The sequence below is a fragment of the Rhodococcus sp. P4_F3_2 genome, assembly GCF_056401335.1.
The window spans coordinates 88,747-103,484 of the sequence record NZ_JBFUJN010000005.1; the positions used below are offsets into that span (position 1 = coordinate 88,747).

Annotated in this window: 10 protein-coding genes; 6 read left to right on the plus strand and 4 right to left on the minus strand. The window is 62.8% G+C overall.

The window, feature by feature from the left end; all coding sequences use genetic code 11:
• Window positions 1-8: 8 nt before the first annotated feature.
• The 4 genes from AC1DWA_RS06765 to AC1DWA_RS06780 form a co-directional block, all read right to left on the minus strand.
• Window positions 9-3,200, minus strand: coding sequence for a beta strand repeat-containing protein (locus tag AC1DWA_RS06765; protein WP_477846172.1), 3,192 nt, complete (start codon window positions 3,198-3,200; stop codon window positions 9-11).
• Between the two features lie 251 nt (window positions 3,201-3,451).
• Entirely contained in the window at window positions 3,452-6,376 is a 2,925-nt protein-coding gene (locus AC1DWA_RS06770) for a beta strand repeat-containing protein (RefSeq protein ID WP_477846173.1), read from the minus strand.
• A 364-nt stretch (window positions 6,377-6,740) separates the two neighbouring features.
• The gene (gene serS, locus AC1DWA_RS06775; protein ID WP_007736032.1) at window positions 6,741-7,994 is read right to left on the minus strand and encodes a serine--tRNA ligase; all 1,254 of its coding nucleotides are present in this window, start codon (window positions 7,992-7,994) and stop codon (window positions 6,741-6,743) included.
• 65 nt (window positions 7,995-8,059) lie between these two features.
• Entirely contained in the window at window positions 8,060-8,455 is a 396-nt protein-coding gene (locus AC1DWA_RS06780) for an ankyrin repeat domain-containing protein (RefSeq protein ID WP_003945404.1), read from the minus strand.
• A 70-nt stretch (window positions 8,456-8,525) separates the two neighbouring features.
• Between AC1DWA_RS06780 and AC1DWA_RS06785 the strand changes: the two genes are divergently transcribed.
• From AC1DWA_RS06785 to AC1DWA_RS06810, 6 genes are all read left to right on the plus strand, one after another.
• Window positions 8,526-9,632 (plus strand): septum formation family protein, encoded by a 1,107-nt coding sequence (locus AC1DWA_RS06785; protein WP_019746391.1) that lies wholly within the window; start codon window positions 8,526-8,528, stop codon window positions 9,630-9,632.
• A 3-nt stretch (window positions 9,633-9,635) separates the two neighbouring features.
• Window positions 9,636-9,986: a metallopeptidase family protein gene (locus AC1DWA_RS06790; protein ID WP_007736028.1), complete on the plus strand. Its 351-nt coding sequence runs from the start codon at window positions 9,636-9,638 to the stop codon at window positions 9,984-9,986.
• Between the two features lie 134 nt (window positions 9,987-10,120).
• On the plus strand, window positions 10,121-10,420 hold the full coding sequence (locus AC1DWA_RS06795) for a PE family protein (RefSeq protein WP_029254193.1): 300 nt from the start codon (window positions 10,121-10,123) through the stop codon (window positions 10,418-10,420).
• Between the two features lie 84 nt (window positions 10,421-10,504).
• Window positions 10,505-11,773, plus strand: coding sequence for a PPE domain-containing protein (locus AC1DWA_RS06800; RefSeq protein WP_477846174.1), 1,269 nt, complete (start codon window positions 10,505-10,507; stop codon window positions 11,771-11,773).
• Window positions 11,773-12,591 (plus strand): ESX secretion-associated protein EspG, encoded by an 819-nt coding sequence (locus AC1DWA_RS06805; RefSeq protein ID WP_020905749.1) that lies wholly within the window; start codon window positions 11,773-11,775, stop codon window positions 12,589-12,591. Before AC1DWA_RS06800 ends, AC1DWA_RS06805 begins: the two co-directional genes overlap by 1 nt.
• A 40-nt stretch (window positions 12,592-12,631) precedes the next feature.
• Window positions 12,632-14,734 carry an acyltransferase family protein gene (locus tag AC1DWA_RS06810; RefSeq protein ID WP_477846175.1) on the plus strand — a complete coding sequence of 701 codons (2,103 nt, stop codon included), beginning with the start codon at window positions 12,632-12,634 and terminating at the stop codon, window positions 14,732-14,734.
• The last annotated feature ends 4 nt before the right edge of the window (window positions 14,735-14,738 follow it).

The following is a 14,738-nucleotide window of genomic DNA, read 5'->3' on the forward strand; positions in this document are numbered from 1 at the left end:
TGCTTCGGTCAGGAACCGAAGGGAAGGAAATCGCTCGAGCCAGCGCTGCCTGAACCGAGGCTGCCCGTGCCACCGCCGGTTGCAGCCTTGATCTGAATTGCGTGGGCCGCCGAGGTGGAGCCTGTGAATCCGGCTGCGCCGCTGTAGATTGCCGAAATCGAATGCGCGCCGGTTGTGGTGAAGGTGTGGTTCAGCGCCGCGATCCCGTTGACCACTGGCACAGCGTCACCGACCGGGGTGTCCCCATCCATGAACTGCACCGTTCCACCGTTCTGCACCGAACTGACAGTCGCCGACAGGGTCACCGACTTGTTCACCACACCATCGGCAGGCACCGTCACCACAGTCTCCGTGGTGACATCCGAAGGCGCAGGGTCCGTTACATTCACCGTCCGCGCCTGGGCCGAGGACCCGACTACACCGGCTCCTCCCGAGTAAACCGCCGTGATGCTGTGCGCACCCGCAGAGGTAAACGTATGCGACAGACCAGCAGCGCCGGCCGTAACCGCTTCAGGACCGCCGATCGCGACGCCACCGTCGTAGAACTGCACGGTTCCGACGCCGACAGCGTCATCCGACGACGTTCGGACTGTTGCCCACAAGTCGGTCGCCACACCAGTTTTGGCGTCGGTGGGGATATTCAGTTCGACGACGGATTCCTGGTCGGCAACACTCACCTGAACTGACTTCGCACTCGCAACCGAGTTCTTGAATCCGGAACCAGCGGTGAAGTCCGCGGTAATGCTCTGAGCACCAGCAGCATCGAAGATGTGCGAGAGCGTCGCGGCCCCACCGGAAACTGTCACCGGTGAACCAATGGCCGTGCCGTTCGACTTGAACTGCACAGTGCCCACCACATTGTTCGGAGCAACCGTCGCCGTCAGATCAACCGCAGTACCCGTGATTGCCGTAGCCGGAACCGACAGCGACGTCGTGGTCTCGACATCCACCGGAGCCGGATCCGAAACGGTCACCGTCTGAGCCGACGCCGACGAACTCACAAACCCTGCACCAGCGGTGAAGTCCGCCGTAACGCTCTGCGCGCCAGCAGCATCGAACGAATGCGAGAGCGTCGCAGTCCCACCGGACACCGTGACCGGGGAACCGATCGCCGTGCCGTTCGACTTGAACTGCACCGTGCCCACAGCATTGTTCGGAGCAACCGTCGCAGTCAGATCAACCGCCGCACCCGTAGTTGCCGTAGCGGGAACCGAGAGCGACGTCGTGGTCTCGACATCGATGGGAGCCGGATCGGACACGGTCACCGTCTGAGCCGACGCCGACGAACTCACAAAGCCAGCACCGGCGGTGAAGTCAGCCGTAACACTCTGAGCACCAACAACATCGAACGAATGCGACAGCGTCGCGGTTCCACCGGAAACTGTCACCGGTGAACCAATGGCTGTGCCGTTCGACTTGAACTGCACAGTGCCCACCGCATTGTTCGGAGCAACCGTCGCAGTCAGATCAACAGCCGCACCCGTGATCGCCGTCGCCGGAACCGAGAGCGACGTCGTCGTCTCCACATCGATGGGAGCCGGATCGGACACCGTCACCGTCTGGGCCGATGCCGAGGAGCTGACGAAGCCTGCACCAGCGGTGAAGTCAGCCGTAATGCTCTGAGCGCCAGCAGCATCGAACGAATGCGAGAGCGTCGCAGTCCCACCGGACACCGTGACCGGGGAACCGATCGCCGTGCCGTTCGACTTGAACTGCACCGTACCGACAGCGTTGGAAGGAGCAACCGTCGCCGTCAGATCAACCGCAGTACCCGTGATCGCAGCAGCCGGAACTTGAAGCGTTGTAGTCGTACTCAGCGCTGAGCTCGAGATCTCGATGGTCTGAGCTTGCGCGGTCGAACCACCAAAACCTGCAGTGCCTGAGTAGACCGCAGTGATCGAGTGCGATCCCGTCGTAGTGAACGTGTGATCCAGGGTCGCTCCGCCGGCAGTCACCGCGATCGGTCCGCCGATGTCTGTGCCACCGTCCTTGAACTGGACCGTTCCGCCGTCAGCTGCCGGAGAGATGTTTGCGGTCAGCGCGACCGAGGTCTGCTCGACGGCGCTGCTCGGAACTGTCAGCGCCGTGGTCGTCTGTACATCGGCAGCAGCCACGCTCACTGTGCGCGCCGGTGACGTTGAGGTCAAGAACTCGAGAACTCCGTCGTACACAGCGGTGATGGAGTGATCTCCCGCCGCGGTGAATGTATGTGGCAGTGTGGCAACGCCATTGACGACGGCCACCGGGGCGCTGATGTCAGTCCCGCCATCCTTGAACTGAACGGTGCCGCCTGTCGGCGCCGGGGAGACCTGCGCAATCAAATCCGTCGATTGACCGATCGTTGCCGACGCGCCGGACGTCACTGCGGTCGTGGTCGCCACCTGCGAGACGACGTTGACGGTGGCCAATGCCTGACCACCCGCATTCAATCCCGCGCTGCGTGAGTCATGCGGAGAGCAGTTGTACCTCTCCCAGTATGCGACGGTGAAGACGTCCTTCTCGCGCTGCAAGAAGGTGAAGGCATTTTTCGGAGAATCAAAGGATCCCGAATTGCCATCCGTCACCCTTAACTTCGGCTGCACAGTGCTACCCGCACCACCCGCAATCACCGTCACATCGATCGCCGGCAACCGGAAAGTCTTTCCAGCCTCCGCGCCGATTCCGCCATCATCGTTCTTACTTGTACTCGGACCGTTTCCACCACCGCCATTGGAGTCAGCAGTCTGATTGTTCCCCGAAATACGCAAGTGAGTGCCCGCAGCATCCGGCGAACCACCGTCGTTGATTCGAATTACCGAGGGCGCCGCACCCGACAAATTCGACGACGTACCCGCCACTACCTGAGCATCGACCAACGACACCCCCGCAGGAATGTCGAAGTCGTACTTCATCCGTGTCCACCTGATCGCCGAACGCCCCGCATGACCACTCGTGGGAACAGTCATCGCACCTGGCTGGACTCGGTAGGTGAACGTCGACCCCGCCGCGACCTTCTCCGGAGCCGAGATGGTCACGCCCGTGGAGTGGAATTCGTCGGAGATGCTGCCCAAGCCAGGGTGCTCGTAACCATCGCAACCCAGTTTGAACCCGATCGTGTTCTCCACCGCGGGAGATGACGTCGGAGCAGCCGAAGCAACACCACCTGCCACCAGCACGCCACCGACCAACGCCGCCACCACAACCGCGGAACTTCTTCTCACCAACACGAACTCTCCTCAGCTAGCAACAGACGTGGATCGGGATCCGCACGGAAGGAGGTCACTCGAACAGAGCGGAAATCAGAATGGAGCTGGACGCTCGTACAGTACCCGTCGAAAGTAGTACTTGTATCAGTTATTTCAGACAAATATTCACGAATTGCCGATAGTTCTGCTAACGACCAATCATCGATTCGCGAAGAGTGATGCCCCTTGCACCCGACGGGTGCAAGGGGCATCACATCATCGGAGAATCAGGACCCGAACGGCAGCGACAACGATCCGAGCGAACCGAAGTCACCGCCCCCGTTACCGACGTTCACAACCGATGCAGTCGACGTGGAACCCGTGACGCCCTGGGCTCCGCTGTAGACCGCGGTGATCGAATGGTTGCCGGTCGTGGTGAAGGTGTGGCTCAACACAGCCTGCCCACCGACAACATCGACGGCCGTTCCGATCGGAGTCGTTCCATCGAAGAACTGGACGGTTCCCGACGTCGCGCCGGAAGAACTGACCACAGCCTTCAGCTGCACCGACGTGCCGACCTTTGCCGAAGACGGAGCCGTCAACGACGTAGAGCTTTCGACATCCGACGGGGTCGGAACCGTGACATTGACGTCGACGGATTCCGCGGTGGACGACGTGAACACGCCGGAGCCACTGAATACAGCCGAGACTACAAAGGTGCCTTCTGCTCCGAACACGTGCGGCAGCTTGGCAACTCCGTCAACAACCGCGACCGGGGCACCCTGATCGACTCCACCGATCTTGAACTGAACCGTTCCGCCGGACGGCACCAGGGCGTCCGAGGGATCTTCGGACACTGTCGCGAAGAGATCAACAGGCAGTCCGACCTTGGCTTCACCCTGAACGCTCAGAACCGTCTTCGTCGCCTTGTCGACCGGAGCCGGATCGGAGACCGTCACCGTCTGAGCAGACGCCGAGGAACTGACAAACCCTGCACCAGCGGTGAAGTCAGCGGTAACACTCTGAGCGCCAGCAGCATCGAAGGAATGCGACAGCGTCGCAACACCCGCGGAGACTGCCACCGGCGAACCAATGGCCGTGCCGTTCGACTTGAACTGCACCGTACCCACAGCATTGTTCGGAGCAACCGTCGCAGTCAGATCAACCGCCGTACCCGTGATCGCCGTCGCCGGAACCGAGAGCGACGTCGTGGTCTCGACATCGACCGGAGCCGGATCCGAAACGGTCACCGTCTGAGCGGACGCCGAGGAACTGACAAACCCTGCACCAGCGGTGAAGTCAGCGGTAACACTTTGTGCACCAGCAGCATCGAAGGAATGCGAGAGCGTCGCAGTCCCACCGGACACCGTGACCGGGGAACCGATCGCCGCACCGTTCGACTTGAACTGCACCGTCCCGACAGCATTGTTCGGAGCCACGGTTGCCGTCAGATCAACCGCCGTACCCGTGATCGCCGTCGCCGGAACCGAGAGCGACGTCGTGGTCTCCACATCGACCGGAGCCGGATCAGAGACCGTCACCGTCTGAGCCGATGCCGACGAACTGACAAACCCTGCACCGGCGGTGAAGTCCGCCGTAACACTCTGAGCGCCAGCAGCATCGAAGGAATGCGACAGCGTCGCAACACCCGCGGAGACTGCCACCGGGGAACCGATCGCCGCACCGTTCGACTTGAACTGCACCGTCCCGACAGCATTGTTCGGAGCCACCGTTGCCGTCAGATCAACAGCCGTACCCGTGATCGCCGTCGCCGGAACCGAGAGCGACGTCGTCGTCTCCACATCCACCGGAGCCGGATCCGACACCGTCACCGTCTGAGCCGACGCCGACGAACTCACAAAGCCAGCACCGGCGGTGTAGTCAGCCGTAACACTCTGCGCGCCAGCAGCATCGAACGCATGCGACAGCGTCGCAACACCCGCGGAGACTGTCACCGGCGAACCGATCGCCGCGCCGTTCGACTTGAACTGCACCGTACCGACCGCATTGTTCGGAGCCACGGTCGCAGTCAGATCAACAGCCGCACCCGTGATCGCCGTCGCCGGAACCGAGAGTGACGTCGTCGTCTCCACATCCACCGGAGCCGGATCCGAAACGGTCACCGTCTGAGCCGACGCCGACGAACTGACAAACCCTGCACCAGCGGTGTAGTCAGCCGTAACGCTCTGCGCGCCAGCAGCATCGAACGAATGTGACAGCGTCGCGGTTCCACCGGAAACCGTCACCGGCGAACCGATCGCAGTGCCGTTCGACTTGAACTGCACCGTACCGACAGCGTTGTTCGGAGCCACGGTAGCGGTCAGATCAACCGCGCTGCCCGTGATCGCCGTCGCCGGAACCGACAACGACGTCGTCGTCTCGACATCGACCGGAGCCGAAGCAATGCTGATTGTCGCGAGCGGACCCGCGCCGGCATTGAGCGGTGTGGTGTCCTTGTTCTCGCGGGGCGAGCAACGGGTCGGCGCCCACTGTGTACCAAGGAAACTCGCCTTTGCGAGCTGAGTGCTGAAGTTTTCGCTGGCACCGAGGTTGCCGGCCGTACCCGCGGTCCTCACCTTCGGTTGGATCACTCCCGTCGCACCAGCGACCATTGTCACGTCGACTGCGGGAAGCCGGAACCAGGTGTCTCCGTTGCCGTTTGTCGAGCCATCGAGGTTCTTCTTGGACTTCGGTACTCGAATACCTCCCTCCGAGTTGGTACTCGTCGTCGGACTGTTGCCGATCACCTGGTTGTTTCCGGACAGCCGAAGGATCCCGCCGCTACCGTCGACGTTGCCAGAGTCGTTGACCCTGAGAACGTTCGGTGCGACGCTGTCGAGTCCGACCGAGGTGCCCGCGACGACGGCCGCGGAAACGAACGTCGCGTTGGCCGGGATTGCGTAGTCGACCTTGAGACGTGACAGGTTCGTAGTCGTCGCGCCGGAATCCTTGTCCGGATACGACGTTCCGCTCGGCTGAATTCGGTAGGTGAAAGTCTCGCCGGGTTGGACAGAAGCGGGTGCGTCGACCGTGATGAGGTTGTCGGTGACCTTGTGGACGTCTCCGATGATGGAGCCTGCGACACACGCTGTTTTGAAACCGGTGGTCGAGATCGCGGCGGATGCGGGCGTGCCGATCAGCAGCATCCCCGCGACCATGGCGGTTCCGGTTATGGGCACGGCGAATCGCCGCAACTGAGAGATTTGGGGCATGGGCACTTCCTTCGGAAGGGCAAACATAAGCAGTGGATTCGGACAAAACGTGTGCGCGCCGTCACAACATAACGAAAAAACTAGTACGTGTACTACTTTTGGCAAGACACTTGTCCAATTCACCCCGGACTCACCCTCACATCACCTGACGGGGGATGGAAAAGCAGGGTATGGAAGCCCGATTGAACGCAAAACTAACGCCAAAGCGGTCTATCGACAACGCTTTTGGTGGTCAACTCGTCAATCGGCGGGAAAAATTTGATATTCCGCCAGTTCAGAAAAAGTTCCAAACCTACCAGTACGAAAGTACGAATCAGGGCCGCGACGGAGTCCGTCGCGGCCCTGATTGTGTTTGTTCAGTGTGTCAGCGAAGCACATCCGTGCCGACGAACGGCACCAATGCCTCGGGCACTCGCACCGAGCCGTCGGCCTGCTGATGGTTCTCGAGAATCGACACGATCCAGCGCGTCGTTGCCAGGGTGCCGTTGAGAGTGGCAGCCGTCTGCGGCTTGCCGTTCTCGTCGCGGTACCGAACTCCGAGGCGGCGGGCCTGGAAAGTCGTGCAGTTGGACGTCGATGTCAGCTCGCGGTAGGTGCCCTGCGTCGGAACCCATGCCTCGCAGTCGAATTTACGCGCAGCCGAAGAACCGAGATCTCCGCCGGCGACGTCGATCACGCGGTAAGGAACGTCGATGGCGGCCAACATGTCTCGCTCCCAGCCGAGGAGACGCTGGTGTTCGGCGTCGGCATCCTCGGGACGGCAGTACGTGAACATCTCTACCTTGTCGAACTGATGGACACGGATGATGCCGCGGGTGTCCTTCCCGTAGCTGCCGGCCTCACGGCGGAAGCACGAGGACCAACCGGCGTAACGCTTCGGGCCTTCGTTCAGTTCGAGGATCTCGCCCGAGTGGTAGCCGGCCATGGGTACCTCGGAAGTTCCGACAAGGTACAGGTCGTCATCCTGCAAGTGGTAGATCTCGTCCGAGTGAGCACCGAGGAAGCCGGTACCCGCCATGATTTCCGGGCGTACGAGCACCGGCGGAATCATCATCGTGAATCCGTTGGCGATCGCCTTCTGCGCAGCCAACTGCAGCAGTCCGAGCTGGAGCATGGCTCCGTAGCCGGTCATGAAGTAGAAGCGCGAACCCGAAACCTTGGCGCCGCGTTCCATGTCGATCAGGCCGAGCGACTCACCCAGCTCGAGGTGATCCTTCGGCTCGAAGTCGAACTTCGGAATCTCACCGACGTGTTCGAGCACGATGTAATCGTCCTCGCCGCCGGCCGGCGCACCTTCTTGTACGACGTTGGAAATCGCGCGGTGTGCGGCGTCGAGCGCGGCCTGCGCCTCGTGTTGCGCGGCCTCGGCTTCCTTGACCTTGGCCGCCAGTTCCTTGGAACCCTCGAGCAGCGCGGGACGCTCCTCCGGAGATGCCTGTCCGACCTTCTTGCCGAAGGCCTTCTGCTCTGCGCGGAGGTTGTCTCCGGTCAGAACGGCAGCGCGTCGGGACGCGTCGGCTTCGAGCAGAGCGTCGACCAGTCCTGGATCTTCTCCACGGGTGCGCTGCGACTCGCGGACGATTTCGGGGTTCTCACGGAGAAACTTGAGGTCAATCACGACTTCGAACTTTACCCACTCACCGCAGCTCGCCGACGGTCACGTCCATGTCGGAGAGGGAGAGATCACGATTCGAGCAGACTCAGGTAGTCCTCGCGTCCGAACATCCGAGCCGCGTCGACGGCAGTCGGGTGTCCACCTTTCGGGTCGGCTCCCCCGCTCACCAGCGCTTTCACCACCGCATCCTCGCCCTTGAAGACGGCTCCGGCGAGGGGTGTCTGGTTCTTGTCGTTGGGCCGGTTGACGTCGGCGCCGCGCTCGATCAAGGCAACGACGGCGTCAGCGTGACCGTGATACGCCGCCAACATGACGAGCGTGTCGCCACTCTCGTTGGTCAGATTGACGGGAACTCCAGCATCGACATACGACGCCAGCCCGGCCGCGTCGCCGGTTCGTGCCATGTCGAAGAGCCGGCCCGCCAGCTCGACAGCCTCGGGATCGAGTGGGGTGTTTTCGCTCATGATTACAAAATACTCACAGACGCGTTTGTGAGTTTTGTAGTGAAGGTTCGATATCGCCACGGCAACAGGCATGATGGAATCGATGTCCGAAGACAAGATCGAGAAGTCGCCAGATCCGGCAGATCCCCAGGGGACGCCGGCGAAGAAAACTGTCTCAGCGAGTCGCACCCGTCGGGTCCTGGCTGCTGTGGCGGTAGGTGCGGTGGTCGCCGCGATCGCAACGATCGCGATTTCCGGTGGATTGAACAAGGACGACTCGTCCTCGGTCAGTGTCAGTGGTGGCGGTCCAGCAGCGACGGGATCTACTCGCGACGACGCCTTCACCGCGGCTGCGGCCGGCGACTGCCTCAACTGGACGCCTGCGACCGAGTCGGGCGGGGACCGCACGGACATGTCAAAGGTTCAGTGCGGAACTGAACACCGCTTCGAGGTTGCCGGACCACTCGACCTGTCGGTGTTCCCCGGCGCCGAGTTCGGCCCCGGTTCCCGGTACCCGGGCGCCCTTCGATTCGCCGAACTCCGCGACGAGCACTGCACACCCATCGTCATGTCCTACCTCGATTCGAAGTTCGATCCCAAGGGCAAGTTCAGCGTCGGCCTGATGTTCCCGAGCGAATCGGGTTGGGCTTCGGGCGAGCGCGCACTGCGTTGCGGCTTGCAGTTCTCGACCACGACCGGCGAACTACAACCGTTCGTGGGCCGCGTGGCGGACCAGGACCAGTCGAACGTGTGGGACGTCGGCACGTGCATCGGCATCAACCAGAACCTCCCGACCGATCCGGTCGATTGCGCGAAACCGCATGCATACGAGGTTATTTCGGTGATCGACCTCGGCACTCAATTCCCGGGCGCAATGCCGTCTGTCGAAGATCAGGACCGTTACCTCGAGGGCGTCTGCACTCAGGCGTCCAACGAGTACCTTGGTTCCGCAGACGCGCTTCGCGACAAGACACTGACGCTGTTCTGGGACAACATTTCACTGGAAAGCTGGTTGGCCGGTAGCCGCCGAGTCAATTGTTCGATCGGCAAAGAGGTCGAAACCGGCGGGTTTGCCGCGATCACCGGAAGCGCCAAGGGCGAAATCCTGATCAACGGCGCCGCTCCGGTCCCGCCACCCGCTGCACCGGAAGGTCGGTCGTTGCCGACGCCGTTGCCCGGCGCAGCTCCGCCGTCGTAAGCCATGACGGTGACTATGACGCCCGACCGGTTCGAGGAACTGGTCGGCGAGGCGCTCGATCTGATTCCGCCCGAACTTGCCAAGGCCATCGACAACGTCGTGGTGCTTGTCGAAGCGCGTGACGAGGAAGAACCGGGGCTGCTCGGTTTGTATCAGGGTGTCGCTCTGACCGAGCGGGATTCTCATTACGGTGGGTACCTGCCGGACACGGTCACTATTTTCCGCGATTCGATACTCGACATCTGTGCATCCGAGGACGAGGTTGTTCACGAGGTTGCCGTGACCGTCATCCACGAGATCGCGCACTACTTCGGTATCGAAGAAGACAGATTGCACGAACTCGGCTGGGGCTGAGGGCAAAGTCGTCCGATTCCGGGGGAACCAAAAGCGGCCGGCATGCATCAAACTATGTGCGGGGGGGATTTCGACGGCTGTGTGCACGACCTCCCGACCACTTATCCGCCCTGGTCAGGAAGGAGGTCGGCACTATGTACGTCGACCCTCAAGCCCTAGTTGCCGCCGCAATGGAACTCGAGTCTGCGGCGACGCGATTGCGCGGAATCGTCTCTACTGCGCAGCCGACGCTACGCGTTCTCCCAGCCGGATCCGAAGAAGTGTCCGGTAGCGCGGCAAATTACTTCAACACCATCTCGGGCAGCCTTGCCTCGTCCACCGATCGGGCAATCGAGGAGCTCACCGCGGCTGCGGCAGCTCTGCGCAAGAATGCAGCTGCCTACGAGCTCGAAGACCAGCTCACCAAGTCCAGCCTGGCAGCCGCACCGATCTGATCGACAGAAATCGAACTCGGTAACACGGCAACTCGGCAACTCGGCAACTCGGCAACACAGTCACACTTCCTGGGGGGAAGAACAATGGTCGGCATCACCGGCGTCATCTGGTATCCACGGGGCGCAGCACCCAACTCTGCAGCACTGGTCGCCGGGGCCGGGCCGGTCCCTCTCGGTGTGGCGGCCGGGGCCTGGTCCACCGTGTCGTCCGGACTGACCGACACCGCTGCGTCCATCTCTCGCGTGATGGCGGACCTTCGCACCGGGTGGTCAGGAGAAGCCGCGGATGCCGCGTTGAGCAAGTTCGCACCGTTCCAGGAATGGGCTGCCTCGGCCGCGCTGCTCGCGGGAGAAACCGCTGGTAAAGCCCAAGTGCAGTTCGGTTCCTACACCGTCGCCACCCTGGCCATGCCGTCCCTGGCGGAGATCGCGGCGGTTCAAGCGGCCAAGGTCGCCGCGTACTCCATCGGTGGGGCCCTGGTCGGCGGTGCCGCTGCCGCCGAGGCTGCCGAAGAAGCTCTCAAAATTCGAGCGGCGGTGACGATGGAAACGTACGACGCCGCAACGACGCATCTGGCCGTGCAGCAGAACTTCGACTCACCACCGTCCATCGCGGAACCCACAGCTGGGGCATCCGCTTCGGCCGAAAGCCCAGGCAACGCCGCACGACAGTCCGTCGTGCAAGCGGCATCAACGCTCGCTGACGTAATCGCGGATCCCGTGCGCGCCGCAACCGCTGCTGTCGCATCCGTAGCTTCCAACCCGGTATTTGCCGCCGCTGCCTCACAGGCCGGTGCCATCTCCGGTGGAGCGTCGGCCGCCGTCAGTGCCGCGACCACCGCCGTCACGGGCGCCACCACTGCCGCATCAACTCTCGCGACGGCCGGAGCAGGACTCACCGGACTGGGCGGCGCAGGGCTCGGTGGCGCAGGACTCGGCGGCGCGAGACTCGGCGCTTCCACACCATCACTGTTCGGCGCCCCCTCGGCAAGTCGGGCAACGGCACAGGTCAGCGCAGCTTCCGCGACCACCGGAGCCGGAGCATTCGCGGGCTCGTCGTCGAGCAGCAGCACCGGCCGGCACGCTCTTCCGGATCCCTCCACCGGCCAGAGCGCCGCGCGCCAGAACCCCGTGACCTCGCCGGTTCAGGGCACCGTCGATACCGTCAAAGTGGATCCGGCCCGAACCGCAGGCGGATCTGCGCCGATCGCCGGCGGCCGTCATGCGGCCCAATCTGAAGACGAGACCGAGCACGACACACCTGATTATCTGAAGCACTTCGAGCACTTCGCCGACGGCCGAACAGTCATCCCGTCCGTGATCGGTGGCGCACTCGAAACTGCAGAGCGTTGATGGTGGACCTCGGCACCTCACCTGATGGGTGGAATTTGCCTGTCGTCGCCCTCTCACAGGACGAAATCGACTATGTACGTGAGCGACTCGGGCTCGATGCGCTTCCCGTGGTTCTCGGTGGCGCGACGGTTCACGCCAGTGCGAGCGCTCACCATACGGCGATGCAGTCCGCGGCAGATTCGCTCTCCGAGCGCGATCTCCTCCCCGGCGGGGAGATCCATCACGAACTCAGTGCCCGCCTGCGCGTCCTGACCCACCCCAAGTGGGAGTTGGCGCTGCGTCGGCATGTCGGTGGAAGGATTTCACGTCTCTGCGTCGCACAGGGCGAGTTCCTTTGCGTCGAAGCAACTTCAACCGATTCTTCGTTCGCATTGTGCAGCGTCACCGCCGAACCAGCTGCACCCGTTGTCACCGCGCTCGGCAGCGCCGAAGCAATGCCGATTGCCGTGATCAACGCACCGACCGAGATGCTCAGCCTGGCATTCGGCGCCGGCCCGGATGCAGACAGCGTGACCTCGGCCTTGATCAACGCCGGGATACCCGAAGACGACGCGCGCCAACTGGGTAGCGCAATCGTCACATGCACCGCCTTCGCCGAATTGGTTGGAATACCACACAGTTTGGGAGCGACGACGCTCATGACCGGCGCAGTGACTGTGTACGACACCTTGGCCGGCCGGCTCGTGGGTTCGACTACTCGGGCTGCCGACGGCACCGAGTGGACGTCCATCAGTTCCGGAACACTCCATCGCCTGCGACAAGCCGTGAACGCGCTGGTAACCGAACTCGAGGAATCGACGCCGGAGACTTCCGGGTAACCTCGGGGCGTCCCTTCAACGCCCGGAGCCTTACTTCAGCATGCAGTTCTCGCGTCAACCGTCGTCACCGGGCGAACAAGGCTCGGTCGCCACGATCGACCGGCCGAACGAAGTACGGGCAACAACACCGCACCGACAAGACCTGAACGGACTGCGTGGCCTCGCCATCGGTTTGGTGGTCGTATTCCACGTGTGGTTCGGACGGGTATCGGGCGGGGTGGACGTCTTCCTGGTTCTGTCCGGATACTTCTTCGTCGGCTCACTGGTTCGACGCGCCGAAGCCGGGGGTTCACTCAACCCGGTCCCGGCACTGCGGCGGGTGTTTCTGCGGCTGTTCCCCCTGATCGCGGTGGTCAGCATTTTGACCGCACTGGGGACCGCGTTGCTGCTGCCACGCACACGCTGGGCCGATCTGGGCGATCAACTGATCGCGGTGCTCGGGTTCTTCCAGAACTGGCAGCTCGCCAGCACCGCAAGCGACTACCTGGCCGCCGACGGCTCGGTCACTCCCCTGCAGCACCTGTGGTCGATGGCCGTGCAAGGTCAGTTCTATCTCCTGGCCATCGCACTCGTCTCCGTGATCGCTTATGTGGCTTCACGCGTGAATCCCAACTATTTCCGCCCGTCACTCGCGGTCACCCTTCTGGTTCTGACCGCAGGATCTTTTCTCTACGCACTCGCCAAATCTTCGCGTCACCAAGCCTGGGCGTACTACGACTCCGGCGCCAGGTTGTGGGAATTGGCCCTCGGTGGTCTGCTGGCCGTTCTGATGACCAGCACGCGCAGTCGGCAGATCGCATCCCTGCCGTTCTCGGTCAGAGCGACGATCGGCTGGGCGGGGCTTTCGTCGATCCTGTTGTGCGGCATAGTGCTCGACGGCGCCCAGCAGTTCCCCGGCCCGTGGGCGCTGGTACCGGTGCTGGCCACTCTTGCGTTGATACTGTCCGGAGTCGGCGACGACACACCTTGGACGTCGAAGACGCTCGCCCATCCGGCACTGACGTGGCTCGGCTCGTTCGCATTCGCGCTGTACCTGATTCACTGGCCGATTCTGGTGTTTGCACTCGTGATCTCCGGACGCCCCGAAGCCGGCCTGCTCGGCGGGGCACTGATCATCGCCCTCTCCGTCGCGGGGGCGCTTGCACTCCGGCGCCTGGTCGAGGTTCCGGTGGAGCGCGGAGGCCGCTCGCGCCGGTATACCGTCCTGGCATGCGTCGTCACCGCTGCCGCGGTCCTCGCCGCTTCGGTCGCCTGGCAGTCGTACGCGAGCAGCCAGACGACGGGCCAGCGGGCGGTCGACACCCTCGACCTCCCGACCCATCCCGGCGCACTCGCGCTCACCGACGGTGCCGAAGTACCCAAGGCGTCGATGGTTCCCTCGATCTTCGATGCGCCACTGGACCTTCCGGCCAGCACGCTCGACGGCTGTATCGCCGATTTTCTCGAGCGGGACGTCGTCCACTGCACCTATGGCGACGCCGATGCAGACAGAACCATCGCGCTCGCGGGTGGTTCGCACTCCGAGCACTGGCTCACTGCGCTCGACGAACTCGGCAAGAGTCACGGGTTCCGCGTCGACACGTATCTGAAGATGGGCTGCCCGCTCACCGTCGACTCCATGCAGACGTTGTCGGACAACGACTATCCGGATTGTGTCGACTGGTCGCGTGGAGTGCTGACCGAGTTGGCCGACGCCTCACCCGATTTCGTGTTCACGACGGCAACCAGGCCGAGTTCCGACGGCCCTGGTGACGTGACGCCCGAATCGTACGTTCACGTATGGCAGGAACTGGAGCGCGACGGTATCGACGTACTCGCCATTCGCGATACCCCCTGGCTGCACCACGACGGCGTCGCCTACCGCGCGATCGACTGTCTGGCGACAACCACGTCACCCGATCACTGCGCGATGCCACGGTCCGAAATGCTCAGCGACGTCAATCCGGCGCCGTCGGCAATTGCCGATCTGACCAACGTCCGCCTACTCGATCTCAGCGACGGTGTGTGCGGACCGGAGTTGTGCCGCGTCGTAGAGGGAAATGTGTTGGTGTATCACGATTCCCACCACCTGACAGCCAGCTACGTGAGCACACTTTCCGCTGAACTCGGGCGCCAACTGAGCGTCCAGACCGGTTGGTGGTGAAGCA